This window comes from Natronomonas salina (genome assembly GCF_013391105.1).
Lineage (GTDB): Archaea > Halobacteriota > Halobacteria > Halobacteriales > Haloarculaceae > Natronomonas > Natronomonas salina.
Map to the genome: position 1 here is coordinate 515,866 of NZ_CP058335.1, position 23,334 is coordinate 539,199.

A 23,334-nucleotide genomic window follows, 5' to 3' on the forward strand; every position below is an offset into this window, starting at 1 on the left:
TCGGCGGTGTGCGTGCGGGTACTTAACACCCGACGAAACCGCCGGGACGCGGCCCGGAGTTTACGTGACGGCGCCGGAGTCGGGTGCTCTTAAAGCAGCCGTGGAGGACTCGCACAGTTATTAAGGGCGGCTGGGTGCATGACATTCTATGGCAACCCAGGACGCGGCCTCCACCGGCGTGAACTTCGAGACCGACGAGGAGACCAACCTCATCCTCTCGAGCCTCGACGAGTTCATCGAACAGGAGGTCCAGCCGATCGAGGACGAGCTGGGCGAGACGTGGTCGAACCCCCGGAAGCGCCACGAGGACGACGGGCGACTCGTCCCGGAGGTGCTGGAGGCGATCCAGGAGGTCCGGAAGAAGAGCGCCGACGCCGGCTTCTACGCGATGAACCTCCCCGAGGAGGTCAGCGGCGAGGGCGTCTCGAACGTCACCTGGTACCGCGCCGTCAAACACGTCGCCTCGAAGGGACCGGGCATCACCGAGTACGTCCTGGCCGGCCCGGAGGGCCCGAAGCCGCTGCTTGCGCAGGCCGAGGGCGACCAGGTCGAGGAGTACCTGCTGCCCTGCGTCCGCGGCGAGAAGTCGACGGCGTTCGCACAGACCGAACCCGGCGTCGGCTCCGACTCGCCGAACATGTCGACGACCGCCGAGAAGGACGGCGACGAGTGGGTGCTGAACGGCCAGAAGCAGTGGATCACCAACGCGCCGTACGCCGACTTCGTGCAGGTGTTCGCCCGGACGTCGCCCATCGACGAGATGGGCCGGTACGGCGGCATCTCCTGTTTCATCGTCGAGGCCGACGAGTACGAGATCGCCTCGATGAACAACGCCGTCGGGATGACCGGTATGCAGGGCGAGATCGTCCTCGACGACGTCCGCGTCCCCGACGACCGCATGCTCGGCACGGAGGACGGCGCCTTCTACGACGCCATGGAGTTCCTGTCGCTGGGTCGCCTCGAGATCGGCGCGCGGGCACTCGGCCACGCCGAGTTCCTCATCGACCGCGGCGTCGAGTACGCCAACGACCGGGAGGCCTTCGGCCGTCCCATCGGCAAGTTCCAGGGCATCTCCCACAAGCTGGCGCGGGGCCGGGCGAACGCCTTCGCCGCCGACGCGGCGGGCCTCCGGCTGGCGTGGCTCATGGACAACGGCGAGCAGGCCATCGAGGAGTCCTCCATCGTCAAGTACCTCGCGTCGAACGTGCTCTTCGATATCGCCGACGACGTCGTGCAGGTCCACGGCGGCAACGGCCTCGCGGAAGACAACCCGTTCATGGACGAACTGCAGACCGCCCGCATCCTCCGCATCGTCGAGGGGACCGACGAGATCCAGCTGAACACCATCGCGAAGGAGCTCGGCCTGCCGTAACGGAGCCGTGAGCCGACTCCGACCCGCGTCGCCGCCGTGGCCGCGGCCCGTCCGCGCGGAGCTGGCGGCGACCGACTGGGAGCGCCACCCGATCGTCGACGTGGTGACGTTCGCGCCGGCCACCTCGCGGGGGCTGGAGGGCGACCGCCAGCAGATCGAGGTGTACCGCTACCGCGAGGCGCCGTCGCCGTCGGTCTACGAGAACGGCGAACGGACGTTCCGCGTCGAGCGGCTGACCCGGCCGCTGTTCGAGCGGACCGTCGAGTCGTAGCGACGCCGGCCTTCTTCCGGCTGGCGACCGAAGATTCGGTGTGACATCCGAACTCCAGCAGAACCGGCTCCGGCGGACCGTCGAGAACGGCGACGTCGCCTTCGGCGTCATCGACGGCGTCTACAGCCCGAAGCTCGTGGAACTGGTCGGCGGGATGGGATTCGACTTCGTCTGGATCGACCTCGAGCACGGCGGGCCGAGCCCGATGGACGGCGAGCGCCTGGAGGACCTCCTGCGGGCCGCCGACGCGGTCGACACCGAGCTCCTCGTCCGGGTGCCCTCCAGCGACCCGGCGACGGTCCGGAAGGTCCTGGACGTGGGCGCGCGGAACGTGTTCGTCTCCCGCGTCGAGACGGCCGAGGAGGTCCGGACGGCCGTTGAAGCCGCGCGGTTCGAGTACGACGACGGGCCCGGTCGGCGCGGCCTGGCCGCGCCGCGGGCGAGCCGGTGGGGCGGCGCCGGCGACTCGTATCCGGCCACCGAGGACGAAGAGGTGCTGGTCGGCGTCACCGTCGAGACGGAGCGGGCCGTCGAGAACATCGAGGAGATCGTCTCGGTCCCGGAACTCGGCTTCGTCTTCGTCGGCCCGAACGACCTGTCGGTGTCGATGGGCCGTCCCGGCGAGGTGGACGCCGACCCGGTCGAGGAAGCCGTCGAGACCGTCCGGACGACCGGCCTGGAGAACGACGTGGCGGTCGGCGGCCTCACCTTCGGGATGGACGACGTCCGCGCGAAGGTCGACGACGGCTACCAGTTGCTCAACGTCGGGAGCACGACGGGCGCCGTCAGCAAACAGCTCGGCTCCTGGCACGAGCAGTACGAGGACGCAGGGAACTGAACGGGGAGGACGGTCGCCCACTCTTACCAGTCTGGCGGCCGTCGGGTCGGTATGGACGCGACCGCACTCGTCACCGGTTGTTCGTCGGGCATCGGGCGCGCGACCGCAGGGGCGTTCTGCGAGGACGGCTGGGAGGTATACGCCACGGCGCGAGACCCGACCGACCTGGAGGACCTCGCGGCGCGGGGCTGTCACACCGCGGCCCTCGACGTCACCGACCCGGAGACCATCGAAACGACTGTCGACCGGGTCTTCGACGAGCAGGGAGGGCTCGACTGCCTCGTCAACAACGCCGGCTACGGGCAGTTCGGCCCCGTCGAGGACGTCCCGATGGAGAAGGTCGTCCGCCAGTTCGAGGTCAACACGTTCGGGCCGCTCCGGCTGATCCACGCCGTCCTGCCCCGGATGCGGGAGGAGGGTCGCGGCACCGTCGTCAACGTCGGCGGCGGGTTCCGCGGCGTCACCGGGCCCGGCCTGGGCGTCTACACCGGCTCGAAGTACGCGCTGCACTCGATTACCGACGCGCTCCGACAGGAGGTGACGGGGACCGGCGTCGACGTGGTCCTGGTGCTCCCCGGTGCCGTCGCCACCGACTTCTACGACCGCGTCCTCGAGGAGGTGACGAGCTACGACCACTCGAGCGCCTACGACGACCTCTACCGGGTGCTCGACGACACGCCGGCGGTCGAGTGCGGCGGTCCGGGGATCAACGCCCCGGAGCGCGTCGCCGAGACGATCCTCGAGGCCGCGTCGGCCGACAGTCCCGCCCCGGCCTACTACGTCGGCCGGCTGTCGCTGCTCGGGAGCCTCGTCGGCGGCGCCGTCAAAGGGCGGGCCCGCGACGCCGTCTCGCGGGCCGGCATCAGGGCACTCGCCAGCGAACCGGCGCAGCGACTCCTGGAGTCCCGTCGCTAGCCATTGCCGGCCTCCTCCGTTCCGAACGCGAGGTCGTGCTCCGACGGGACTCGTTCGACGCCGGTGTTGCAGGACTCGCACGTCGCCAGGTCCGTCGAGAGGTAGACCGACTCGCAGTCGGGACACTCGTAGAGGCGAGTCTGCTGCCGTCCGTCCCCGGCCGACTCCGCGTCGGCGCCGTCGTCCGAACTCGCGCCGTCGCCGACGAGCCTCGTTACGAACCCCAGCACGTCACCGCCACTCCTCGAGGGTCCGTTCACCGCCGACCTCGACGGCGAGCCAGGCGTCGTCGCGGTCGACGGCGGCGAGGATGAACGCGTCCGTCCCCTTGACGGCGTCGTAAGCGCCGAGGACCGGCGGCCGCTCCGCGTCCGTCCACGCCAGTCGCCGGTTCGACTCGACGGAGGCAGTACGACTCCGGTCGTGTGTCTCGTCTCCTGTCATGGTGCCACACCCACCACGGTGTGAACAGCACGTGGCACACGACCCACATCAGTATGAGCCAGCTACCACCCAGATAGTTACCGATTAATCTCCACGCCGGTAGCTAGACGGCGCACATCAGCACTGAATCAGAGGTCGCCGACGGCCGACTCGACCTCCTCGCGCGGCACCGGGTAGATCCACTCGTCGGTGTCCCAGGCGTACCGGACCGTCCCCTCGTCGTCGAGGACGAAGACGGCGCGGCGGGCGGTCTTCGTGCCGGCCATCCCCTCGCGTTCGACGAGGAGGCCGTAGGCGTCGGCCGCGTCGGCGTTGAGGTCCGAGAAGATGGAGAAGGGGCTGTCGAGCTGCCGGAGGAACTCGTTGATGGAGTACGGTCCGTCCCGGACGACGCCGTAGACGGGGAAGCCGTCGAAGTCGTCCCAGCCGGCGTGCTCGTAGCGGAACCACCAGTTCTGCGCGATGGCCGAGAAGACGAAGCCGTCGAAGACGAGGACGGCGCCGCGGTCGCCGAGCGCGTCGTGCAGCGCCGTCGGCCGGAACGTCTCGCCGTCGCACAGCAGTGCCTCGAACGCGGGCGCGTCGTCGCCGACTGCGGGTGGCATACCGTCACACCCGTCGGCCGGCGACTTAAACGCCCCGTCCCCGGCGGCTGCGGGTATTTATTGGCGCCGCCCGCGTAGGCGTGGGTATGTCCGTCACGTACTACAGGCTGGAGGGGTGTCCCTACTGCGAGTTCGTCACCGACAAGCTCGACGAACTCGACGTCGAGTACGACAGCGTCTGGGTCGAGGGGCTCCACTCCAAGCGCAACGAGGTCAAGGCGATCACCGGCCAGCGGCAGGTCCCGGCCATCGTCGACGAGGAGTACGGCGTCTCGATGAGCCAGTCGGCCCGCATCTTCGAGTACCTGGAGACGACCTACGGCGACGCCGACTCGTCGTCGGAGGTCGACGTCGAGTTCTGAACCGTGGCCCAGGGAATCACCCACTTCGCCGTCGGGGCGACCCTGACGACGCTCCTCGAGACCCTCGCGGTCCCCGACGTCCGCTACCCGCGGGTGTGGGCGCTCCTCGGGGGCGGCTGGGCGATGCTCCCCGACGCCGCGAAGCTCGTCGACAGCGACGCCGTCTACGCCTTCCACTACACCCGCTGGGCCGACCTGTTCTGGGGCCACCGCACGCTGGACCGGGCCGACGCGGACGACTCGACGCTCCTCGGCGCCGTCGCGGTCGCGCTGTTCATCCTGGTCACCGCGGTCGCCGAGCACCGGGAGTATCGGACGCCGGGCGTCGCCGAATCCGAGTAGCGCCGCGTCCCGGTCAGTCGTCCAGTTCGTGGGGGTCGAGCCCCGGGTCCTCGACCGGCGGCGCGCCCACGGAGAGGACGATCCCCTGGTCGTCGCCGACGTAGCGGTGTCCGTGGCCGATCTCGGGTTTGGCGACCCAGAACGAGCCCTCGTCGGCGTCGACGTACTCCGCCTCGCCGGAGCGGCCGAGCTTCAGCGAGAACTCTCCCTGGACGACGAAGTACAGCTCCTCCTGCTCGCTGTGGGCGTGGTACTGGATCTCCTCGCCCGGTTCGAAGTACCAGACGGTCGCGCGCATCTCGGAGAGGCCGAGCTGGTCGCCGACGGGCTTGATGTCCAGGTCCGGCGGCACCCCCTCGATCTCCGAGAGGTCCGTGACCGGTACGTCGTCGAGGTCGATGACCTTGTAGTCCATGGCGACCGTCAACACGGAGCGGAGGGGCAAAAAGGGTCGCGTCGGTCAGTCCTCGACGGCGTCGACGAGCGCCGGCAGCGCCTCGGTGACGTCCTCGCGGAAGTCGTACTCGGCGCGGTCCGAGACGGCGGTCCGGTCGAGGTTGACGACGATCAGGGTCGCGCCGCTCTCGGCGGCCTTCCGCGGCAGCGACGCGGCCGGTTCGACGGTGAGCGACGAGCCGACCGCGAGGAAGGCGTCGGCGCTCTCCGCGGCCGAGTGCGCCCGGAACAGCGCCTCGTCGGGGAGCTGTTCCCCGAAGAGGACGACGTCCGGCTTCAGCACCTCCCCGCAGTGCTCGCAGGTCGGCGGCACCTCGCCGTCGCGCACGCGGTCGAAGACCGGGTCGGCCTCGAACCGGCGGCGACAGCCCGTACAGACCACGCGGCGACCGTTGCCGTGGATCTCGATGGGGTCCGAGTTGCCGGCCGACTGGTGGAGGCCGTCGACGTTCTGGGTGACGAGCGTGTCGAGGTGGCCGGCGGCCTCCAGGTCGGCGAGCGCCTCGTGGGCGGCGTTCGGCTCGACGCCGCCGCCGAACAGCTCCTCGACGAGTTCGACGCGCTCGGCCCAGAACCCCTCGGGGTCCGAGCGGAAGCGCCTGACGTGGAAGTCGTTCGGGTCGTACTCGGTCCAGAGGCCGTCCTCGGAGCGGAAGTCGGGGATGCCGGAGGCGGTGGAGACGCCGGCGCCGGTCAACGCGACGACGGAGTCGGCGTCGCGGATCGCCGACGCGGCGAAGGAGAGTTCCCGGTCGTCCATGGGTCGACTCGGTCGGCGACGAGCAAAAATCCACGGCCGACGCGTATAGGGTCCCGACCAGGGCGGACCGGATGAAGGTCCAGTCGCCCGTCGCTACTTGTACGCGGCGATGCCCGTCAGCTCCTTGCCGACGACGAGCTGCTGGATGTCGGTGGTGCCGTCCGGGATGGTCATCGTGCGGGCGTCGCGGTAGTAGCGCTCGAGGGGGTAGTCCTTCGAGAGGCCGTTGCCGCCGTAGACCTGCAGGGCCACGTCGGCGACGTCGACGGACTTCTCGCAGACCCACCCCTTCGCCAGCGAGGAGTACATCCGGGCCTCGTCGTCGCCGGCCGCGACCTTCCGGGCGGCCTCGTAGGTGAGCAGCCGCCCGGTCTCGAGGCCGGCGCGGATCTCGTAGAGCTTCTCCTGGACGAGCTGGTGACCGCCGATGGGGCCGCCGAAGACCTCCCGGTCCTTCGAGTAGTCGAGGGCCGCCTCGTAGGCCGCCTGCATGATGCCGACCGACATCGCCGCCATCCCGGTCCGCATGTACGCGAACATCGCGTTCAGCGGGTTCTGGTTCTGGAACATCTCGTTGTCGGTGATGTCGGACTCTCCGGAGGCGATCATCTTCGTCACCGCGTTCATCAGCTTGTTGTCCTCGGGAACCCGGACCTCGTCGAAGAAGATCTGACCGGTCGGAGAACCCTTCCAGCCGAGCTTGTGCAGCTCTCGGGTCTCGACGTCGTTGGTGACGGTGTCGACGATGAAGAAGTCGCGCTGCTCGGCGTCCTCGTCGTAGGCGACGACCAGCGCCATGTCGGCGATGGGCGCGTTCGAGACCCACGTCTTCTCGCCGTCGATGACGTACTCGTCGCCGTCCTTCGTCGCCGTCGTCCCGGGGTGGGCCGTGTCGGAGCCGCCGTCCGGTTCGGTGACGGCCATGCAGCCGATGCAGGACCCCTCGTCGAGCCTGTCGCGCAGTGCGTCCTGGGTCTCCTCGCCGGCGTACCGGGCGAAGATCGTCGGGAACGACATGTTCAGCGTCACGTTCAGCGACGGCCAGATGCGCGATATCTCCTCGGAGGTGACTGCGTAGGTCAGCGGGTCGTCGAAGCCCTCGCCCTCGACGGAGCCCGGACCGATGCCCAGTTCGCCGAGCATCTGCTGGTACTGGATGGCCTCGTCCTTGCTCATCGCCTCCCGGTCGGCCTCCGGCAGGTCCGGCTGGATCTCCTCCTCCAGGAACTCCCGCAGCGAACTCCGGATCATCTCGTGCTCCTCGTCCAGGTGGGCACTCATGGGAGGGAATGACGGGCATACCAGCAAATCGGTTTACCGTCTCATGGGAGGCGGTTTATGTGACGGTAGTGCCGTCGAAATATCGGTTCGAGGGAACGCTGGACCGCGAACTCCCGGTCAGTCCCGCTCGGCGGAGCGAACGCCCGACGGGAGTTCCACCCGCCCGCCCTCCGCCTCCGTCTCGGGGAACATCTTCCCGGGGTTGAGAATGTCCTTCGGGTCGAAGGCGGCCTTCAGCGCGCGCATCGCCTGGACCCCGCCCTCGCCGTGCTCCAGTTCGAGGAACTTCTGTTTCCCCATGCCGATGCCGTGCTCGCCGGTGGCGGTCCCGCCCCACGAGATGGCCTTCTCGACGATCGAGTCGTAGATCTCCTCGGCGGTCTCGACCATCTCCTCGTCGTCGGGGTCGACGAGCACCGTGTAGTGGACGTTGCCGTCGCCGGCGTGGCCGAAGCAGGGTAGCAGGACGTCGTGCTCCTCGCCGAGGTCCTTCGCGTAGCGGATGATGTCGGGGTACCGGCTGATGGGGACGGTGACGTCGCCGGGGTGCCGCGGCTCGAGGTCGGGGTCGTACTGCTGGACGGCGAAGGCGAGTTCGTCGCGGGCGCGCCAGAGTTCGTCCATCCGCTCCTCGTCGGCGATCTCGAACTCCGCGACGTCGTGGGAGTCGACGATGGTCCGGAAGAAGTCGATCTCCTCGTCGACGTTGTGGTTGGCGTGGAACTCGAAGAAGATCATCGAGCCGTCCGGGAGCCCGGTGTCGAAGTAGCGGTTGGCCATCTCCGCGGCCAGCGGGTCGATGAGCTCGATCTTCGCGACGTCGACGCCGGAGCGGACGACGTCGAAGACCGCCTCAGCGGCGTCGTCCATCGACTCGAAGACCGCGCGGCCGCCCTTGATCTGCTCGGGGAGCCCCTCCAGTTCCAGGGTGGCGCGCGTGACGACGCCGAGGGTGCCCTCGCTGCCGACGATGACGTCCTTGAGGTTGTACCCCGAAGAGGTCTTGACGGCCTTGCTGCCGGTCTCGATGACGGTGCCGTCGGCGAGGACGACCTCCAGTTCCAGCACCCAGTCGCCGACCTCGCCGTACTTGACGGTCTTCTGGCCGGAAGCGTCGTTGACGATCATGCCGCCGATGGTCGAGAGGTTGGCCGACGACGGCATCGGCGGGAAGAACATGCCGTGCTCGGCGGCCGTCTCGTCGACGACGTTGCCCATCACGCCGGGTTCGACGTCGATCTGGAAGTCGTCGGGGCGGACGTCCAGGACGTCGTCCATCTTCGTCATGTCCAGGCTGATCCCCTTGAACAGCGGGACGGCGTTGCCCTCCATCGACGTGCCGGCGGCGTATGGCGTCACCGGCACCTCGCGGTCGTTGGCCGCCTCGAGGACCGTCGCGACGTCGGCGGTCGAGGCCGGCCAGACGACGGCGTCGGGCGTCACGCCGAGGCCGGCCTCCTGGGCGACCCAGTCGGCGGCGTGGCTCTCGCGAGCCGAGTCGTCGAAGGAGACCTCCCCGTCAAGGTCGAGGTCCGAGAGGAACGAGCAGTCGTACGTCATACCTCCACAGGGAGAGCGGACCCGCTTAAAGGTGTCCGCGTCGCAGGGAGGATGTTTAACTCGTCACCCCCGGCCGAACGTTTATGTGATGGTCGGTGGACATCTCGGCGATGGTCGAAACGCCGACAGGAGGTCACGAGGAAGCGATCGGGGTTCTCGACATCCTGCTCGGCGTCTCACCGGTCGTCTTCGTCGTGGGACTGCTCACCGGTCTCGCCGCGTCGGGATGTGCATACCCGTTGGCGAGACGGGTGGACGCCGGGTTCATCCCGTCCGATCGGTTCGGGCGTCGGCAACACCTGACCCCGATGGCGCTAGGCGGCGTCGGGTTGCTGGCGTCCGCGTGGATCGCGGTGGCCGCGGCTGACGTCTGGCGGGTCGACGCGATTTGGTGGACGCTGGCCCGGAACGTCCTCGTCGGCGGCTCGCTGGCAGTCCCCGTCCAGGTTCTGCAGTACCAGGACGCGGATTCGGAGCGTCGGCGAGCGAGCCGGTACGTTTACACCACCTTCGTCCTCGCTTGGACAGCGATCGCGTCGCTCGTTACGGTCCTGTTGTTCGGCGCTTGACGTTGCATCGGTCGAATCGACCCGGTTCGGCCAGGAGCTTAACAGTTTGTCGTATGAACCGATTCAAGGGTTAACGTTGATAAGGAAGGCGACTCCACGTCACGGCATGACCATGCGAGCAGCCGAGATCACCGAGTTCGGCGACGCCGACGTCCTGGACGTATCGGAGACGGACCGACCCGAGCCCCGCGAGGGGCAGGTGCTGATCGACGTCGAGGCCGCCGGCATCAACTTCGCGGACATCATGCAGCGCCGCGGCCACTACCAGGGCGGCCCGGAGCCGCCGTACGTCCCCGGCATGGAGGTCGCGGGCACCATCGCCGAGACCGGCGACGGCGTCGACCGCGACGAGGGAGAGGAGGTCGTCTCGCTCGTCAACGGCGGGGGTTACGCCGAGTACGCGATCGCGGACGCCCGTGGGCTGCTCGACGTTCCCGGCGACATGAGCTACGAGGAGGCCGCCGGCTTCCCGGTCCAGTGGCTCACCGCCCACAACTGCCTCCACGAGTGGGGCGAAATCGAGGAGGGCGAGACGGTCCTGATTCACGCCGCGGCAGGCGGCGTCGGCAGCGCCGCCGTCCAGCTGGCCGACGAGGCCGGCGCGGAGGTCGTCGGCACCGCCTCGACCGAGGAGAAGCTCGAGATGGCCGCCGACCTCGGGATGGACCACGGCATCCGCTACACCGAGGAGGACTTCGTCGACCGGGTCGACGAGATCACCGACGGAGCGGGCGTCGACCTCGTGCTGGACGGCATCGGCAGCGACACGACCGACCGTAGCCTCGACGCGCTCGCGTCGTTCGGCCGGATGGTCTCCTACGGCGCCGCCGGCGGCGAACCCGGGCGGCCGAACACCGCGGACCTCCTGTTCGGCAACAAGCGCGTCATCGGCTACCACCTCGGCCGCGCTATCGACCAGAAGCCGATGAAGGTCATGGGTGCGGTCCCGGAGCTGACCCAGCTGCTGGGCGACGGCACCCTCGAGGTGCAGGTGGGCCACACCTTCGACCTCGAAGAGGCCGCGGAGGCCCACCAGTTCATCGAGGACCGCAAGTCCAGCGGGAAGGTCGTCCTGCTGCCGTAGCGTTCCCTGGCCGACGTTCTCGTCAGCGCTCGTCGTCGGTGTCGCGACGAGCGGCCCGCTCGGCCTCCTGGCGGTCCATCGTCTCCCGCTGGCCGTGTTCGGCCCGGACCGCGGCGTAGAGCACGAGCGGGAACGCGACGCACGCGATCAGGACGAGGACGACCGCGCCGGACGTCATCCGAGGAAGACGTCGACGATGTCGCTCGACCCGGGCGTGGTGTCCCGGTAGAGCTCCGAGTAGCCGCAGTTCGTACAGGAGACGACCTTGAAGCTGTTCGTCTGGATGTCGAACATCTTGCTCAGGCCGCCGCCGGTCGTCGAGATCGTACCGACCTCGGTCTCGGTGTTCCCGCACTTCTCACAGCCGCGCGCCGTATCCGATTCGGAGGGCATGGCCGTCGTTCCCCGCGGAATCGTAATATGCTTTTCTCCCGTCGAGGTGGCGTCCAGCCGGCGGTCGGTCAGGCGACGTAACGGCGGACGTCCCCGTCGAGCCGCGAGTCGATCTCGCCCTGGCGTTCCAGCCGGGCCAGCGCGCCGAGGGACTCGAAGACGGAGAACTGCATCCGCCGGGGGTCGTCGATCCGTTCGTCGGTCACCCCGTAGGCCGTCGCCTCGCCGATGTCCGACAGCGTCGATTCGACGTCCTCGACGAGCGCGTCGAGGTCCGCCCGCGCCCGCTCGATCGCGCCGGCGGCGTCCTCGAACACCGGGCCGTGCCCCGGGTGGACGCGGTCGACGTCGTAGCCGGCCAGCCGGTCGAGGCCCTCGTAGAAGGCGTCGACGCAGTCGTAGCAGCCGCGGTCGAAGCCGGTGTGGAGCGCCGCCGGGCGGAACGGTTCGACCAGGGCGTCGCCGGCGAAGAGCTGGCCGTCGGCGAGATACGCCGCCTGGTCGATCTGGTGGCCCGGAACGTGGATCGGTTCGAACGTCACCTCGCCGGCGGCGAAGCGGTCGCCGAACGGGAGGTCGACGTCGATCTCCTCGGGCGGTAGACACGAGCGGTTCCGGTGTAGCGAGTCGACCGACTCCTCGACGGCGACGTCGACGTCCGGCAGCCCGACCTCGGTCGCGTTCGCCCGCACTGCCGCCGCGAGGTCGTCGGAGTCGCGGGCGAGCCGCTCGCGGACGCCCACTGGGGCGTACACCGTCGGGTCGGCGACGTCGACCAGTTCTGCGGCCTGGCCGTCGTGGTCGGTGTGCGGGTGGGTGACAAGGAGGTGATCGACGTCCTCGGGGTCGTACCCGGCTTCGGCGAGGCCGTCGACGAGGGCGGCCCAGCCGTCCTCGCCCGGCGTCCCGGCGTCGATCAGCACCGGTTCGGCGGCAGGAACGAGGTAGGCGTACGCGGTGTGCGGAGGCCACGGGATGTCGAACTCGATGCGGTGGGCCTGCGCCGAGGTGTGTGCCATCCGGTCGCCCGGTTCGACGGGCCCGGCTATAAAGCGCACGCCGTCGAGCGACGCCGCTACAGCCAGGGGAGTTCGATGCGGTCCCGGCGGCCGTCGAGGAGGGCGAACCGTTCCTCGCGCCGGACCTCGAGCCAGCGGAGCAGGCGCTCGGCCCACAGCAGCTTCCGTGCCTTCTCTGGGCCCACCGAGGAGTCGTCGAACTGCCAGCCCGGGAAGACGAGACGGTCGGCGCCGCAGGCGTCGGCGAGGAACGCCGCCCGGTCGCCGTCGGTGAAGCCGCCGGGGTTGGCGACCGGCGGGGTCGGCTCGGCCTGGGTCGTCGGGAGGACGGCGTCGGCGTCGAACGTCGGGACGACCTCGCGGACCGCGTCAACGTTGTCGCCGTGGGCGTGGACCGCGACGGGCGTTCCCGCCTCGGTCAGTCCACGGGCGGTGTCGGGGTTCTTGTCGAGGTCGGTCACCATGCAGTCGACGGCGACCCCGGCGTCCCGCAGGACGTCCACGGCCGTCGAGGCGGCGACGACGGTGTCAGCCGCTCGCGCAGCGTCGAGGTCGCCGGCCAGCGTCGGAGCGGCGCCGCAGACGGCGACGGTCCCCGAGAACCGGAGGTCCTCGAGACCGAGCGGCGTCTCGTCGGCCAGCAACGCCGCCAGTACGTCCCGCGACCGCTCGTCGGCCGCCCGGTCGTAGCCGAGATCGGCCAGTATCGCCCCGTACGCCGGTCGCCAGTCCTGGTATTGCATAGCCACTATAAGACGTGAAGACTGGGCCCAGAGCGCACCAAGGTACCCCTACCCAGATGTGCCCCCCGGGCTTCCAGTCGGGGCTTCCGGTCGATTCGCCATAAGTTTTCCCGTGACGTACGCCGCCCGTACGCCGGTCGTCAGACTACGCGAGGTCGTCGCAGACTCGCGCCAGCGCGCGGTCGACGGTCGGGTGTTCCGGGGTCGCCGACTCCCGGAGCGCCCGGAACCCTTCGGCCGTCCCGACGAGCAGCGCGCTGTCGCCGCGGAACACACGTACGTCCGTCTCACTGGCGAGTTCCTCGACGTGCGCCGTCGCCTGCTCGGACAGCCGGAGTTCGACGGCGTGGGTCACGACGGCGCTGTCGGCGTCGCCCGCGTCGCCGGTCACGCGGTGGAGGTGGCGGGCGAACTCGGCGTCGGTCGTCACGTCGAGTTCCTCGACGCCCGCGTCGGCGTCCCGGAGGCGGTCGCGGGTGAACTCGTGGCCGACGAGTGCCGCGTCGCGGGTCTCAGCGACGTCGTGGGTGCGGACGACGTGGGCGCCGCGCTCGACGGCCATCGAGGTGGCCGCCAGCGAGACCGGGAGGGCGGCCTCGGTCGAGCGGCCGGCGATCTCCCGGAGGAAGTTCTTCCGGTTGATGGAGACGAGCAGCGGGCGGCCGTAGCCGCGGAACTCCCGGAGCCGGCGGAACGTCTCGCGGTCGTCCTCGAGTGTCTTGGCCTCCGACCAGCCGCCGAAGGCCGGGTCGAGGATCGTCTTGTCGGTGAAGCCGTTCAGTTCGAGGGCGTCGTAGATGTCGTCGACCGCCTCGACTGCGCCGGGGCGCTCCAGGTCCGGCGGCGAGGCCATCTTCGCGACCGCCACGTCGTAGTCCGCGCAGACGCGGGGCATCTCGGGGTCCGCGAAGCCGCAGATGTCGTTGACCATGTCGAAGCCGGCGTCCAGCGCGGCCTCGGCGACCTCGTGGTAGCGGGTCTCGATGGACCAGACGGCGTCGCCGGCGGTCGACTCCATCGCCTCGACGGCGGTCTCCAGGCGGTCGAGTTCGCCCTCGGCGGACAGCACCTCGAAGCGCTTGTTCGCCGACTCCAGACCGACGTCGACGATGTCGGCGCCCTCGTCGATCAGCTCCTCATCGACGTAGGCGGCGGCCTCGCCGGGGTCGTCGAAGACGCTCGGGTCGTAGGGGGACTCCGCGGAGACGTTCAGGACGCCCATGATCCGCGGCGGGTGGTCGTCGCCGATGGCGAGCCCGGCGGCGTCTACCGTTCGCATACCCCGCCTCTGGGACCGCGGTGGGTAAAGCCGTCCGGTATCGGCAGCCGCGTTTCGAGCGCCGAACCGGTCCGTGCATACAAGCCGGACCGTCTCGTCCCGGCGGACACGCATGCCCATCGACGAACACCTGGACGTGGGGGAGCTCCAGTCGGAGCTCGGTGGTGCGCTCCGGACCGCCGCGGTGGGCGACGTCGAGAGCGGCGAGTACGAGGTCCGCTACATGCGGCCCGACGTCGAACGGGAGTACAGCCGGGAGACCCAGGACCGCATCTTCGAGAGCCTGGTCTTCGAGTACCTCGGCAGCCCCGCCCGGGAGTCGGACTTCGAGCCGCTCGGCGAACTCCAGTTCACGACCCGCTCCTTCGAGAACGGCCACGTCGTCATGTGCTGGAGCGACGAGACGCTCCTGTTCGTCGCCCTCGACGGGTCCGAGCACTTCGTCCCGGTGACGATGCGGCTGCTCCGCGAACAGGCCGAGCGGCCACCGGTTGCCTCCGCGGACTGACCCCCGACCGGCCGGCGGCCGCGGACGAACGCGCTTATACCGGCCGGATACCAACCCCGCCACATGGGAAAGGTCTCTATCGCGCTGCGGGGGTGGCGCTTCGACGAGGAGGAGGTCTTCGACGAGGACGACCAGATCCGGCCGCTCGAGGAGATGAGCGAGGAGACGCGGGAGCGGCTCATCCGGCTCCGCGTCGTCGCCGGCGAACCGTGCGACTGCTGTTACCTCCTCTCGGAGTCGAAGGCCGACTGCAACGTCGCCCGCATCGTCTACGGCGAACCGCTCTCCGAGGTGCTGCTCTGCCCGGAGCACGAACCCGACTTCCTCTACTGGTTCCGCGAGGACGGCGGCAGCCGCGAGAAGGGCGAGTCCCACTTCGCAGACGTCTTCCACGAGTGGTTCGCCGCCGGCAACCGGGCGCCGGAGGGCTACGGCGGGATGGACCACGTCGACACCGAACCCGACCGGGTGCCGGCCCCCGACATGGGCGAGAACGTCCCCGAACTGGAGGAGGCCCTGGAGGACCTCGACGACGAGGACCTCGACGTCCTCGGGACCGACTACTCCGACGTGACGTAAGATGCCGCAGATCGCAGTCGCCGTCGTCGGCGCCGAGACGCCCGGCAACGTCGGCACCATCGCCCGGTCGATGAAGAACTTCGGGCTGACGGACCTCTACCTCGTCGACCCGCCCGAACTCGACCCGGAGGGCGAGGCCTACGGCTTCGCCGGCCACGCCCGCGAGGACGTCCTCCCGAACGCGACGACGGTCGACTTCGAGTACCTCGTCGAGAACTTCTACACCGTCGCCTGCACCGCGATCACCAACGAGGACGCGACCAAGCACGTCCGCTACCCGTTCGTCCGGCCCGCGGAGCTACCCGACGAGCTCCGGGACCTCGAGGCGGACGTCTGCATCGTCTTCGGCCGCGAGAGCGTCGGCCTGGCCAACGAGGAGCTCGAGCGGCTCGACCGCGTCTGCTCGATCCCCGCCAGCGGCGACTACCCGGTCCTCAACCTCGCGCAGGCCGCGACGATCGTCCTGTACGAGCTTCGGGAGCTGACCGTCTCGGAGACCCAGCATCCCGACGAGGCCCACGAGCGAGCGAACGAACACGAACTCGAGGGGCTCTACGAGACGTTCGACGACTACCTCCGCGACGTCGGCCACCCCGAGGAGAAAATCCCGAAGACGAACCGGCTGTTCCGGCGCCTCCTCGCCCGGGCGCACCCGACCGGCCGGGAGGCCCGGACGTTGCGCGGCGTGCTCCGTCGCGGGGCGATGCGGGCGACCGGAGAGATACCCCGGCCTGACGACGAACCGGACAGCAGAGAAGAAAACTAATCGCCGGCCGCCGCCAGATCCCTACTGCCCGACCAGTTCGCCGCGCGTCCTGAGGACCGCGTTCCGCAACCGCGGGAGGTAGTGGGTGAGGTTCGTCGTCGTCAGGATTCCGACGAGCGCCCCGTCGTCGACGACCGGTAGCCGACGGATCGAGTGCTCCTTCATCATCGCGGCCGCCTCGTGGATCGACTCCGAACTGTCGATCGTGACGAGGTGCTCGGACATGAACGAGCCCACGGCGACGGTCGCGACGTCGGCGTCGATGGCGACCTGGTGCATCACGTCGGACTCGGTGACGATGCCGAGCAACTCGCCGCTCCCCGGGTCGACGACGACCGCCGAGCCGATGTCGTGGTCGGCGAACAGCCGGGCCACGTCGCTCGCCGTCGTCTCCGCCGTGACCGTCCGCACAGACTCCATCATCACGTCCGCGACCGACTGATCTATCATAGATAATATACGTTCCGCAGACGGTTATGTCTGCTGCCCGGATACGGAACCAGGATCGTCCGAACACTTGAATAATCGAATTTCTGATAGCTAGCTCCGCTTGCCGATCTCCTCGCGCAGCACCTCGGAGACGACCTCGCCGTCGGCCTTGCCGCGGAGCGCGCCCATGGCCTCGCCCATGAGCCCCGAGAAGGCGCCCATCCCCTCCTCGGCGACCTGCGCTTCGTTCCGCTCGACGACCTCGACGACGGCCTCGCGGACGGCCTCGCGGTCGACGCCCGAGAGGCCGGCCGCCTCGACGCCCTCCTCGGCCGACAGCGTCGGGTCCTCCGCGAGTTCCGTCAGCACCGGGCCGATGCCCTCCTTCGCGAGGTCGCCGTCCTCGACGAGTTCGAGCACGCCCAGCAGGTGAGCCTCGGTGAGGTTCCCGACGGGGACGTCGTCCCGGCGGAGCTCGGTGACCGTCGACTCGAGGGTCCCGGCCGCGGTGGTCGGGTCGATGCCGCGGGCGACCGCCTCCTCGAAGGTCGGCATGAAGCGCCCGTAGGCCACCTGCTCGGCGAGGCCCGCGTCCAGGTCGTACTCCGCCTGGTAGCGCTCGACCTTCTCGGTCAGGAGTTCGGGCGTCTCGACGTCGGCGAGGTCAGGCTCGACCGGCGGGACGTCGGTCTCGGGGTACATCCGCGCGGCGCCGGGTAGCGGCCGGAGGTACCGTGAGGTACCGTCCTCGTTGGCGCCACGGGTCTCCTCCGGCACGTCCTCGATGGCGACTTCGGCCCGTTCGGCGACGGCCTCGATGGCCCCCTCGGCGACCTCGCTGTCGGCGGCGACGAGCGCGACCGCGTCCTCCTCGTCGGCGCCGACGGCGTCGCGCAGCGACTCGACCTCGGCCTCGGTGACGCCGTAGGCCGGCAGCTCGTCGGTGTGGAAGATGCCGCCGGCGCCGTGGCGCTTGGCGTGGTCGGAGAGCTCGGTGCCGAGGCGGCGGTCGGGCTGGATCTCCCGGCCGACGAGGCCGTCGAAGCCCTCCAGTCGGACCGCGGTCACCGCCTCCGCGCCGGCGATGACGCCGCTGTCGGTGTCAGCGAAGACCTCACTGACGCCCCGGGGGTCGGCGACCGCGGCGTCACGCGCCTGGAGCTCCTCGGCGATCTCGAGGAGTTCGACCTGCCGGTCGACCTCGTTGCGGACGAGGTCGTCGATGTCGTCGAGGCTCTGGACGCCCTTCATCTCGACGCGGGCACCCTCCGCGATGGAGACGTTGACGTCCTGGCGGATGGTGCCGAGGCCGCGCTTGACCTTGCCGGTCGAGCGCAGGAGCATACCGATGCGCTCGGCGGCTTCGCGGGCCTGCTCGGGCGAGCGGATGTCGGGCTTGGTGCCGATCTCGACGAGCGGGATGCCGAGGCGGTCGAGCCCGTAGGTGACACCCGCGTCCGTCTCCTCGATGCGAGCCGCGGACTCCTCCTCCAGCAGCATATCGGCGATGCCGACCGGGCCGTCGTCGGTCTCGATCTCGCCGTCGGTGGCGATCAGCGACGACCGCTGGAAGCCGGTGGTGTTGGAGCCGTCGACGACGATCTTCCGCATGACCTGCGCCTGGTCGACGACCTCGCAGTCCAGCAGCGAGGCGATCTCCATGGCGGTCTCCATGGCCTCCTCGTCGAGACGGTGGGGCGGTTCGTCGTCCTCCTCGACGAGGCAGGTGGTGTCGAAGGCGAGGTACTCGAACTCGCGGTCGACCCGGGACTCCTCGAGGGCCGCCTCGTCGATCTCTCCCAGTTCGGACTTCGTCGGGTGGAGGTACCGGGTGAACGACCGGACGGACTCCTCGGGTTCCCGGCGCTCCGTCGGGCAGTTACAGAAGAGCTTGGTCTCGGTGTCGAGCTGCTGGTGGATCTCCAGCCCGGCGACGAGACCGAGGTCCTCGTAGTCGTGGCTCATTACGAGTCGGTCCGGGGGGGAACGCCAAAAAAGACACCATCCCCGCGGCGCCGCGAGGCTGGGCCGTCGCGGCCGGGGACGACCGCCGGAGTCGGAGACTCCCGACGAATCGGTCCGGAATCCGACCTACGCGAAGTCGCCCTTCTGGAGGGCCGCGTGGAGGACCATCCCGAGGGCGAGGTGCTGGCGGGCGGCGTCGGCGACGTTTTCGCGGGCGGTCTCGAGGTCGTCGATGGTGTACTCCTTCGTCTTGACGAGCTCGCGCTGCTCGAGGACGTCGGCGTCGCAGAGGCCGTGCAGCCGCGGGTACACCGTCCCGGGGCTGAGGATGGTGTCGAACTCCTCTGCGAGGTCGTCGAGCAGCTGCTTGCCGTGGGTGTCGGCCGACCGGACGGCGACGAGCGTCACGAGCAGTTCGTCGAGCGAGGACTTGACGTGCTCCTCGTCGAAGGTGAACGCATCGCCGTCGAAGAGGCCGGCCTCGACGTCGGCGACGATGTCGGCGATCGCTGTCGCGGACTCGTCGTCGGAACTGCTACCCCGCAGCTCCGCCTGGAGCTGCTGGACCGTGACTGACTGACTGTTCTCCGACGCGTCGGACGTGGTGGGAGTCTCCATCGCCATATCAACCACAAAGTACTCGGTACACATAACCCTGCGAGAGCGTTTTCAGCCGGAGAATAATCGACGAAGGGTTTATCCGTGTGTGGAGGACTCGCATAAAGCTGTGCTGGCCGACTCACGCCAGAACCGCAGGACAGCGCCGGGACGGTCTGATCGGAGCACGTCGCCGTCGGTCAATGCGCCCGGAGGGAGTACGTTTATCCGCCAGACGCTCGTCCGTCCACGTATGCGTGAACGAATCCAGCGCGTTCTCGGTCGAGCACGGTACGCAGCCATCGGCGCCGGCATCGGCGCCGGCATCGGCGGCCTCGTCAGCCGCAACGCCGCCAGCACGGGCGGCGCCATCGGCGGCCTGATCGGCGCGGCCGTCGGCGAGACGCGCGCCAACGCGGACACGGTCATCGCGGAGTTCCGGGAGCGGCGCAAGGAGATCCCGCTGCCCGAGAAGTAACGGTCGAACGCGGTCCGGTACCGCCCGCTAGTCGTCGCCGAGGATGACCCGCTCGGTCATCGCCCGCGGGTCGAGCACCTCGTCGGCCTCTTCCTCGGAGAGGTAGCCCTCGTCGACGGCGACCTCTCTGACGGTCTTGTTGTCCTCGAGCGCCTGCTTTGCGACCTTCGAGGCCTTGTCGTAGCCGATCGCCGGGTTGAGCGCGGTCGCGAGGGCCATCGACTGGTCGACCTGCTTGCGGCAGTGGTCGGCGTTGGCCTCGAGTTTGCCGACGAACCGCTCGCCGAACACCTCGGCGGCGTTCGAGATGAGCTTCGCGCTCTGCAGGAAGTTGTGCGCGAGGACGGGCTTGTAGAGGTTGAGGTCGAGTTCGCCGCGGGCGGCGCCGGCCGAGACGGCGGCGTCGTTGCCGACGACCTGCTTGTGGACCTGGTTGACCGACTCGGCGATGACCGGGTTGATCTTCCCGGGCATGATGGAGCTGCCGGGCTGGTTCTCGGGCTGTTCGATCTCCCCGAGCCCGTTCCGGGGGCCGGAGGCCAGCAGACGGAGGTCGTTGGCGATCTTGTTCATCGAGCCCGCCACCGTCCGGAGGGCGCCGTGGGCCTCGTTCATCGCGTCGTGGGCGGCCTGGGCCTCGAAGTGGTTGTCCGCCTCGCGGAACTCCAGTCCGGTCTCGCTGGAGATGAACTGCGCGGCGAGGCCGGGGAACTCGGGGTGGGTGTTCAGGCCGGTGCCGACGGCGGTGCCGCCGAGCGCGAGTTCGCCGAGGTGCTCGCGCGTGGAGGCGACGCGCTTGATCCCCTTCTCGACCTGGGTGCGGTAGCCGCCGAACTCCTGGCCGAGGCGGACCGGCGTCGCGTCCTGGAGGTGGGTGCGACCGGTCTTGACGACGTCGTCGAACTCCTGTTCCTTGGCCTCGAGCTCGTCGGCCAGCGTGTTCAGCGCCGGGATGACGTCCTTCTCGACGGCCTCGAGGGAGGCGACGTGCATCGCCGTCGGGACGACGTCGTTGGACGACTGCCCGTAGTTGACGTGGTCGTTGGGGTGAATCTCCCGCGTGCCGACTTCACCGCCGTAGATCTCGGTCGCGCGGTTGGCGATGACCTCGTTGGCGTTCATGTTCGAGGAGGTCCCCGAGCCGGTCTGGAAGACGTCGACCGGGAAGTGGCGGTCGTGGTTGCCGGCGATGACCTCGTCAGCGGCTTCGACGATGGCGTCGGCCTTGTCCTCCTCCAGGAGGCCGAGCTCGAGGTTCGCCTTCGCAGCCGACTTCTTCACGATGCCGAGCGCGCGGACGAACCGCCGCTGGAAGGTGATATCGGAGATGGGGAAGTTCTGGAGGGCCCGCTGGGTCTGGGCGCCCCAGTAGGCCTCTTCGGGGACCTGCATCTCGCCGAGGCTGTCGCGTTCGATCCGGTAGTCCTGCTCGTCGTCGGTCATACTCCGAGCGTCGCTCCGGGGGACGTAAAGTTCATCGAAAACGGGAGATTTCGCCCCGCCGTCGCGGGGACCCGCGGGTATCCGGCGCCGTCACCCGGAGGGGACGACGAGCACCGGCCGGTCGGCGTCGAGGATGACCGACTGCGTGACGCTGCCGAAGAGCGCCTTCCCCGCGGGGGAGCGCTTTCGGCCGGCCATCGCCACGACCGCGGCGTCCTCGTTCGCGGCGGCCGCGAGGATGCGCTCGGCGGGGTCGCCGTGCTCCCGCCGGAGTTCGACGTCGATGCCCTCGGCCTCCAGCAGGTCGCGCGCGGCGACGGCGCTGTCGGGGAAGTCGTCCTCGTCGTAGAGGTCCTTCGAGCGGACCTGTCCGGCCTCGTCGGCGACGCTGAACTCCTCGAAGACGTTGAGGACCGTCACGGCCAGGTCGTCGGGGGCGCCCGGCATCGACGCGACGCCCTCCGCCGCCCGCCGCGCCCGTTCCTCGTCCGAGTCGACCGCCAGGAGTACGCGCTTCATACCGGGACGTCGGTCGCGGGGAACTTAGTTCGTTGGCGCTGCGGCGGGCCGGCCGGACACGCAATCACTCGCCGGCGTGCTCTTCCGGCGTCCGCGTCGTCAGTTCCAGCGCGTGGATGTCCGTGGTCATCGCGTCGCCGAGGGCGTCGTAGACGAGGTCGTGCTGCTGGACGAGCGGGAGGCCCTCGAAGGCCGGCGAGACGACGGTCGCCTGCAGGTGGTCGTCGTCGTGGTCGCCGCGGGCGCGCCTGACGGTCGCCTCGCAGTCCTCGATCTCGGCTTCGATGAGCTCCTCGACGTCTGCTGGGTCCATACCGGTCGGTGGGTCGGCCGACCGTAAAAACGCGCCGCCGCGGTCGTCGCGCTCGCGGTCGGGGCTACGAGTCGCCGAAGACCCGAAGGGCGACGCCGGCGACGATGGTGAGCACGCCGAGGATGGTGGCGATCGGCGGGATCGGGACGAACAACAGTACCACGCCGGCGAGGATGACGCCGGTGGAGAGTCTGACCATACCGTCGGTTCGGCCGGCCGACTGAAATGCGTGGGGGCGGCGACCGTCGAGAGGCGAGTATTTACCGCTCGGGCGACGAGTGGCGGGCATGGATTGCGTCGTCGTCCGGTACGGGGAGCTCGGGACCAAGGGGCGGTCGGTGCGCCGGCGGATGGAGGAGCGGCTGCGCGGGAACGTCGCCGCGGCGCTCGAGGACCGCGACGTCTCGGGGAGCGTCGAGCGGACCGACGGCCGCCTCGTCGTCCACGCGAACGACGCCGAGGCGGCGGCCGACGCCGCGGCCGCGCTGCCCGGCGTCGTCTCCGCCAGCCCGGCCCGGGAGGTCGTCCCCGAGACCGAGCGCATCTACGAGGCGCTGGTCGAGTTAGCCGAGGCGCGGGACGGGGGATTCGACACCTACGCCGTGCGCGCCTCGCGGGCGCGCGACGATTACCCGTTCACGAGTCCGGAACTGGAGCGGGAGGGCGGTGCCGCGGTCGGCCGGGCGGTCGACGCCGGCGTCGACCTCGACGACCCGGACGTCACCTTCGAGGCGGACGTCCGGCCGGACACCGCCTACGTCTTCGACGAGCGCCGCGAGGGGCCGGGCGGGCTTCCGGTCGGGACCCAGGCGCCGCTCGTCGCGCTCGTCTCCGGCGGCATCGACTCGCCGGTCGCCGCCTTCGAGGCGATGCGCCGCGGCTCGCCGGTCGTCCCGGTGTACGTCGACCTCGGGGACTACGGCGGCGTCGACCACCGCGCCCGCGCCATCGCCGCCTGCGAACACCTCGCCGAGCGCGCGCCGAACCAGGACCTCCGGCCCTACGTCGTCGACGGCGGCGAGACGCTGGCGTACGTCGTCGAGAACGTCGACCGCGGGCGGATGCTCTCCGTGCGGCGGTACTTCTTCGCCGTCGCCGAGGAGATCGCCCGGCGGGCGGACGCCGCGGGCATCGTCACGGGCGAGGCGCTCGGCCAGAAGTCCAGCCAGACCGCGCTGAACCTCCGGGTGACCTCCGCCGCGGTCGACCTCCCGGTCCACCGGCCGCTGCTGTCGATGGACAAGCCGGACATCACCGCACGGGCCCGCGACCTCGGCACCTACGCGGAGGCGGCGATCCCCGCGGGCTGCAACCGGCTCGTCCCGGAGCACCCGGAGACGAGCGGCAAGCTCGAGGGGTTGCTGAAGGTGGAGCCGGAAGACCTCCTCGACCAGGCGGCCGAAGACGCCGGCGCGGCGAGCCGGATCGAGTGGTGACGGCGGTC

Annotated in this window: 32 protein-coding genes; 13 read left to right on the plus strand and 19 right to left on the minus strand. The window is 69.6% G+C overall.

Annotated elements, in window-relative coordinates:
• Positions 1–148: 148 nt before the first annotated feature.
• The 4 genes from HWV07_RS02905 to HWV07_RS02920 are packed head-to-tail and all read left to right on the plus strand — an operon-like array spanning position 149 to position 3,396.
• Positions 149–1,372, plus strand: a complete 1,224-nt coding sequence (locus tag HWV07_RS02905) for an acyl-CoA dehydrogenase family protein (protein WP_178332862.1) — start codon at positions 149–151, stop codon at positions 1,370–1,372.
• Positions 1,373–1,379: 7 nt separating this feature from the next.
• Positions 1,380–1,643: a hypothetical protein gene (locus tag HWV07_RS02910; protein WP_178332863.1), complete on the plus strand. Its 264-nt coding sequence runs from the start codon at positions 1,380–1,382 to the stop codon at positions 1,641–1,643.
• 40 nt (positions 1,644–1,683) lie between these two features.
• The gene (locus tag HWV07_RS02915) at positions 1,684–2,481 is read left to right on the plus strand and encodes an HpcH/HpaI aldolase family protein (RefSeq protein ID WP_178332864.1); all 798 of its coding nucleotides are present in this window, start codon (positions 1,684–1,686) and stop codon (positions 2,479–2,481) included.
• A 51-nt stretch (positions 2,482–2,532) separates the two neighbouring features.
• Entirely contained in the window at positions 2,533–3,396 is an 864-nt protein-coding gene (locus HWV07_RS02920; RefSeq protein ID WP_178332865.1) for an SDR family oxidoreductase, read from the plus strand.
• On the opposite strand, the gene HWV07_RS02925 is transcribed toward HWV07_RS02920, so the two are convergent.
• The 3 genes from HWV07_RS02925 to HWV07_RS02935 all read right to left on the minus strand — a co-directional run bounded on the left by HWV07_RS02925 (position 3,393) and on the right by HWV07_RS02935 (position 4,445).
• Complete coding sequence (locus HWV07_RS02925) at positions 3,393–3,626, minus strand: hypothetical protein (RefSeq protein ID WP_178332866.1); 234 nt, start codon at positions 3,624–3,626, stop codon at positions 3,393–3,395. The genes HWV07_RS02920 and HWV07_RS02925 overlap by 4 nt on opposite strands.
• Position 3,627: 1 nt before the next feature.
• Complete coding sequence (locus tag HWV07_RS02930) at positions 3,628–3,840, minus strand: DUF7556 family protein (protein ID WP_178332867.1); 213 nt, start codon at positions 3,838–3,840, stop codon at positions 3,628–3,630.
• Between the two features lie 128 nt (positions 3,841–3,968).
• Positions 3,969–4,445: a peroxiredoxin family protein gene (locus HWV07_RS02935; RefSeq protein WP_178332868.1), complete on the minus strand. Its 477-nt coding sequence runs from the start codon at positions 4,443–4,445 to the stop codon at positions 3,969–3,971.
• 86 nt (positions 4,446–4,531) lie between these two features.
• Here HWV07_RS02935 and HWV07_RS02940 point away from each other — a divergent pair, with 86 nt between their 5' ends.
• Both HWV07_RS02940 and HWV07_RS02945 read left to right on the plus strand, forming a co-directional pair.
• Entirely contained in the window at positions 4,532–4,807 is a 276-nt protein-coding gene (locus HWV07_RS02940; RefSeq protein WP_178332869.1) for a glutaredoxin family protein, read from the plus strand.
• Between the two features lie 3 nt (positions 4,808–4,810).
• The gene (locus HWV07_RS02945; RefSeq protein ID WP_178332870.1) at positions 4,811–5,149 is read left to right on the plus strand and encodes a hypothetical protein; all 339 of its coding nucleotides are present in this window, start codon (positions 4,811–4,813) and stop codon (positions 5,147–5,149) included.
• Between the two features lie 13 nt (positions 5,150–5,162).
• On the opposite strand, the gene HWV07_RS02950 is transcribed toward HWV07_RS02945, so the two are convergent.
• The 4 genes from HWV07_RS02950 to HWV07_RS02965 all read right to left on the minus strand — a co-directional run bounded on the left by HWV07_RS02950 (position 5,163) and on the right by HWV07_RS02965 (position 9,206).
• A complete protein-coding gene (locus tag HWV07_RS02950; RefSeq protein WP_178332871.1) occupies positions 5,163–5,564 on the minus strand; it encodes a cupin domain-containing protein in 402 nt (133 codons plus the stop codon).
• A 45-nt stretch (positions 5,565–5,609) separates the two neighbouring features.
• On the minus strand, positions 5,610–6,365 hold the full coding sequence (locus HWV07_RS02955; RefSeq protein ID WP_178332872.1) for an SIR2 family NAD-dependent protein deacylase: 756 nt from the start codon (positions 6,363–6,365) through the stop codon (positions 5,610–5,612).
• A gap of 93 nt (positions 6,366–6,458) precedes the next feature.
• Positions 6,459–7,646, minus strand: coding sequence for an acyl-CoA dehydrogenase family protein (locus HWV07_RS02960; RefSeq protein ID WP_178332873.1), 1,188 nt, complete (start codon positions 7,644–7,646; stop codon positions 6,459–6,461).
• A gap of 117 nt (positions 7,647–7,763) precedes the next feature.
• Positions 7,764–9,206, minus strand: coding sequence for an FAD-binding oxidoreductase (locus tag HWV07_RS02965; protein ID WP_178332874.1), 1,443 nt, complete (start codon positions 9,204–9,206; stop codon positions 7,764–7,766).
• 110 nt (positions 9,207–9,316) lie between these two features.
• On the opposite strand from HWV07_RS02965, the gene HWV07_RS02970 reads away from it, so the two are divergent.
• Both HWV07_RS02970 and HWV07_RS02975 read left to right on the plus strand, forming a co-directional pair.
• Positions 9,317–9,775, plus strand: coding sequence for a hypothetical protein (locus HWV07_RS02970; RefSeq protein ID WP_178332875.1), 459 nt, complete (start codon positions 9,317–9,319; stop codon positions 9,773–9,775).
• Positions 9,776–9,887: 112 nt separating this feature from the next.
• The gene (locus tag HWV07_RS02975) at positions 9,888–10,859 is read left to right on the plus strand and encodes a quinone oxidoreductase family protein (protein ID WP_178335968.1); all 972 of its coding nucleotides are present in this window, start codon (positions 9,888–9,890) and stop codon (positions 10,857–10,859) included.
• Positions 10,860–10,881: 22 nt separating this feature from the next.
• On the opposite strand, the gene HWV07_RS02980 is transcribed toward HWV07_RS02975, so the two are convergent.
• The 5 genes from HWV07_RS02980 to folP form a co-directional block, all read right to left on the minus strand.
• Positions 10,882–11,037, minus strand: a complete 156-nt coding sequence (locus HWV07_RS02980; protein ID WP_178332876.1) for a DUF8143 family protein — start codon at positions 11,035–11,037, stop codon at positions 10,882–10,884.
• On the minus strand, positions 11,034–11,252 hold the full coding sequence (locus tag HWV07_RS02985) for a zinc ribbon domain-containing protein (protein ID WP_178332877.1): 219 nt from the start codon (positions 11,250–11,252) through the stop codon (positions 11,034–11,036). Before HWV07_RS02985 ends, HWV07_RS02980 begins: the two co-directional genes overlap by 4 nt.
• Positions 11,253–11,320: 68 nt before the next feature.
• Entirely contained in the window at positions 11,321–12,271 is a 951-nt protein-coding gene (locus HWV07_RS02990) for an MBL fold metallo-hydrolase (RefSeq protein WP_178332878.1), read from the minus strand.
• A gap of 56 nt (positions 12,272–12,327) precedes the next feature.
• Entirely contained in the window at positions 12,328–13,014 is a 687-nt protein-coding gene (locus HWV07_RS02995; RefSeq protein WP_178332879.1) for a 6-hydroxymethylpterin diphosphokinase MptE-like protein, read from the minus strand.
• 145 nt (positions 13,015–13,159) lie between these two features.
• Positions 13,160–14,293, minus strand: coding sequence for a dihydropteroate synthase (folP, locus tag HWV07_RS03000; protein ID WP_178332880.1), 1,134 nt, complete (start codon positions 14,291–14,293; stop codon positions 13,160–13,162).
• A 112-nt stretch (positions 14,294–14,405) separates the two neighbouring features.
• Here folP and HWV07_RS03005 point away from each other — a divergent pair, with 112 nt between their 5' ends.
• The 3 genes from HWV07_RS03005 (at position 14,406) to HWV07_RS03015 (ending at position 16,146) form a co-directional block, all read left to right on the plus strand.
• Positions 14,406–14,801 carry a DUF7522 family protein gene (locus HWV07_RS03005; protein WP_178332881.1) on the plus strand — a complete coding sequence of 132 codons (396 nt, stop codon included), beginning with the start codon at positions 14,406–14,408 and terminating at the stop codon, positions 14,799–14,801.
• A gap of 63 nt (positions 14,802–14,864) precedes the next feature.
• Positions 14,865–15,380, plus strand: a complete 516-nt coding sequence (locus tag HWV07_RS03010) for a DUF8114 family protein (protein ID WP_178332882.1) — start codon at positions 14,865–14,867, stop codon at positions 15,378–15,380.
• A gap of 1 nt (position 15,381) precedes the next feature.
• Positions 15,382–16,146 carry an RNA methyltransferase gene (locus tag HWV07_RS03015; protein ID WP_178332883.1) on the plus strand — a complete coding sequence of 255 codons (765 nt, stop codon included), beginning with the start codon at positions 15,382–15,384 and terminating at the stop codon, positions 16,144–16,146.
• Between the two features lie 21 nt (positions 16,147–16,167).
• Here HWV07_RS03015 and HWV07_RS03020 read toward each other — a convergent pair whose 3' ends face one another.
• The 3 genes from HWV07_RS03020 to HWV07_RS03030 form a co-directional block, all read right to left on the minus strand.
• Positions 16,168–16,596, minus strand: a complete 429-nt coding sequence (locus HWV07_RS03020) for a CBS domain-containing protein (RefSeq protein WP_211694205.1) — start codon at positions 16,594–16,596, stop codon at positions 16,168–16,170.
• A gap of 90 nt (positions 16,597–16,686) precedes the next feature.
• Positions 16,687–18,540, minus strand: a complete 1,854-nt coding sequence (gene gatE, locus HWV07_RS03025; protein ID WP_178332884.1) for a Glu-tRNA(Gln) amidotransferase subunit GatE — start codon at positions 18,538–18,540, stop codon at positions 16,687–16,689.
• Between the two features lie 126 nt (positions 18,541–18,666).
• Positions 18,667–19,164 (minus strand): helix-turn-helix domain-containing protein, encoded by a 498-nt coding sequence (locus tag HWV07_RS03030; protein ID WP_178332885.1) that lies wholly within the window; start codon positions 19,162–19,164, stop codon positions 18,667–18,669.
• A gap of 226 nt (positions 19,165–19,390) precedes the next feature.
• Here HWV07_RS03030 and HWV07_RS03035 point away from each other — a divergent pair, with 226 nt between their 5' ends.
• Positions 19,391–19,615 carry a hypothetical protein gene (locus HWV07_RS03035; protein ID WP_178332886.1) on the plus strand — a complete coding sequence of 75 codons (225 nt, stop codon included), beginning with the start codon at positions 19,391–19,393 and terminating at the stop codon, positions 19,613–19,615.
• A gap of 27 nt (positions 19,616–19,642) precedes the next feature.
• On the opposite strand, the gene HWV07_RS03040 is transcribed toward HWV07_RS03035, so the two are convergent.
• The 4 genes from HWV07_RS03040 to HWV07_RS03055 all read right to left on the minus strand — a co-directional run bounded on the left by HWV07_RS03040 (position 19,643) and on the right by HWV07_RS03055 (position 22,089).
• Positions 19,643–21,058 carry a class II fumarate hydratase gene (locus tag HWV07_RS03040; RefSeq protein ID WP_178332887.1) on the minus strand — a complete coding sequence of 472 codons (1,416 nt, stop codon included), beginning with the start codon at positions 21,056–21,058 and terminating at the stop codon, positions 19,643–19,645.
• A gap of 90 nt (positions 21,059–21,148) precedes the next feature.
• The gene (locus HWV07_RS03045; protein WP_178332888.1) at positions 21,149–21,577 is read right to left on the minus strand and encodes a universal stress protein; all 429 of its coding nucleotides are present in this window, start codon (positions 21,575–21,577) and stop codon (positions 21,149–21,151) included.
• A gap of 64 nt (positions 21,578–21,641) precedes the next feature.
• Positions 21,642–21,890: a BolA family protein gene (locus HWV07_RS03050; RefSeq protein ID WP_178332889.1), complete on the minus strand. Its 249-nt coding sequence runs from the start codon at positions 21,888–21,890 to the stop codon at positions 21,642–21,644.
• A gap of 64 nt (positions 21,891–21,954) precedes the next feature.
• Entirely contained in the window at positions 21,955–22,089 is a 135-nt protein-coding gene (locus tag HWV07_RS03055; RefSeq protein WP_178332890.1) for a transporter, read from the minus strand.
• Positions 22,090–22,177: 88 nt separating this feature from the next.
• Between HWV07_RS03055 and HWV07_RS03060 the strand changes: the two genes are divergently transcribed.
• Positions 22,178–23,326, plus strand: coding sequence for a tRNA sulfurtransferase (locus HWV07_RS03060; RefSeq protein WP_178332891.1), 1,149 nt, complete (start codon positions 22,178–22,180; stop codon positions 23,324–23,326).
• Positions 23,327–23,334: the final 8 nt, after the last annotated feature.

What these genes read in the sequence shown, in the direction of transcription:
- HWV07_RS02905 (WP_178332862.1), top strand. Translation starts at nt 149, where the DNA reads ATGGCAACCCAGGACGCGGCCTCCACCGGCGTGAACTTCGAGACCGAC.
- HWV07_RS02920 (WP_178332865.1), top strand. Translation starts at nt 2,533, where the DNA reads ATGGACGCGACCGCACTCGTCACCGGTTGTTCGTCGGGCATCGGGCGC.
- HWV07_RS02930 (WP_178332867.1), bottom strand. Translation starts at nt 3,840, where the DNA reads ATGACAGGAGACGAGACACACGACCGGAGTCGTACTGCCTCCGTCGAG.
- HWV07_RS02935 (WP_178332868.1), bottom strand. Translation starts at nt 4,445, where the DNA reads ATGCCACCCGCAGTCGGCGACGACGCGCCCGCGTTCGAGGCACTGCTG.
- HWV07_RS02940 (WP_178332869.1), top strand. Translation starts at nt 4,532, where the DNA reads ATGTCCGTCACGTACTACAGGCTGGAGGGGTGTCCCTACTGCGAGTTC.
- HWV07_RS02950 (WP_178332871.1), bottom strand. Translation starts at nt 5,564, where the DNA reads ATGGACTACAAGGTCATCGACCTCGACGACGTACCGGTCACGGACCTC.
- HWV07_RS02955 (WP_178332872.1), bottom strand. Translation starts at nt 6,365, where the DNA reads ATGGACGACCGGGAACTCTCCTTCGCCGCGTCGGCGATCCGCGACGCC.
- HWV07_RS02960 (WP_178332873.1), bottom strand. Translation starts at nt 7,646, where the DNA reads ATGAGTGCCCACCTGGACGAGGAGCACGAGATGATCCGGAGTTCGCTG.
- HWV07_RS02965 (WP_178332874.1), bottom strand. Translation starts at nt 9,206, where the DNA reads ATGACGTACGACTGCTCGTTCCTCTCGGACCTCGACCTTGACGGGGAG.
- HWV07_RS02970 (WP_178332875.1), top strand. Translation starts at nt 9,317, where the DNA reads ATGGTCGAAACGCCGACAGGAGGTCACGAGGAAGCGATCGGGGTTCTC.
- HWV07_RS02975 (WP_178335968.1), top strand. Translation starts at nt 9,888, where the DNA reads ATGCGAGCAGCCGAGATCACCGAGTTCGGCGACGCCGACGTCCTGGAC.
- HWV07_RS02980 (WP_178332876.1), bottom strand. Translation starts at nt 11,037, where the DNA reads ATGACGTCCGGCGCGGTCGTCCTCGTCCTGATCGCGTGCGTCGCGTTC.
- HWV07_RS02985 (WP_178332877.1), bottom strand. Translation starts at nt 11,252, where the DNA reads ATGCCCTCCGAATCGGATACGGCGCGCGGCTGTGAGAAGTGCGGGAAC.
- HWV07_RS02990 (WP_178332878.1), bottom strand. Translation starts at nt 12,271, where the DNA reads ATGGCACACACCTCGGCGCAGGCCCACCGCATCGAGTTCGACATCCCG.
- HWV07_RS02995 (WP_178332879.1), bottom strand. Translation starts at nt 13,014, where the DNA reads ATGCAATACCAGGACTGGCGACCGGCGTACGGGGCGATACTGGCCGAT.
- folP (WP_178332880.1), bottom strand. Translation starts at nt 14,293, where the DNA reads ATGCGAACGGTAGACGCCGCCGGGCTCGCCATCGGCGACGACCACCCG.
- HWV07_RS03005 (WP_178332881.1), top strand. Translation starts at nt 14,406, where the DNA reads ATGCCCATCGACGAACACCTGGACGTGGGGGAGCTCCAGTCGGAGCTC.
- HWV07_RS03010 (WP_178332882.1), top strand. Translation starts at nt 14,865, where the DNA reads ATGGGAAAGGTCTCTATCGCGCTGCGGGGGTGGCGCTTCGACGAGGAG.
- HWV07_RS03015 (WP_178332883.1), top strand. Translation starts at nt 15,382, where the DNA reads ATGCCGCAGATCGCAGTCGCCGTCGTCGGCGCCGAGACGCCCGGCAAC.
- HWV07_RS03020 (WP_211694205.1), bottom strand. Translation starts at nt 16,596, where the DNA reads ATGATAGATCAGTCGGTCGCGGACGTGATGATGGAGTCTGTGCGGACG.
- gatE (WP_178332884.1), bottom strand. Translation starts at nt 18,540, where the DNA reads ATGAGCCACGACTACGAGGACCTCGGTCTCGTCGCCGGGCTGGAGATC.
- HWV07_RS03030 (WP_178332885.1), bottom strand. Translation starts at nt 19,164, where the DNA reads ATGGCGATGGAGACTCCCACCACGTCCGACGCGTCGGAGAACAGTCAG.
- HWV07_RS03035 (WP_178332886.1), top strand. Translation starts at nt 19,391, where the DNA reads ATGCGTGAACGAATCCAGCGCGTTCTCGGTCGAGCACGGTACGCAGCC.
- HWV07_RS03040 (WP_178332887.1), bottom strand. Translation starts at nt 21,058, where the DNA reads ATGACCGACGACGAGCAGGACTACCGGATCGAACGCGACAGCCTCGGC.
- HWV07_RS03045 (WP_178332888.1), bottom strand. Translation starts at nt 21,577, where the DNA reads ATGAAGCGCGTACTCCTGGCGGTCGACTCGGACGAGGAACGGGCGCGG.
- HWV07_RS03050 (WP_178332889.1), bottom strand. Translation starts at nt 21,890, where the DNA reads ATGGACCCAGCAGACGTCGAGGAGCTCATCGAAGCCGAGATCGAGGAC.
- HWV07_RS03055 (WP_178332890.1), bottom strand. Translation starts at nt 22,089, where the DNA reads ATGGTCAGACTCTCCACCGGCGTCATCCTCGCCGGCGTGGTACTGTTG.
- HWV07_RS03060 (WP_178332891.1), top strand. Translation starts at nt 22,178, where the DNA reads ATGGATTGCGTCGTCGTCCGGTACGGGGAGCTCGGGACCAAGGGGCGG.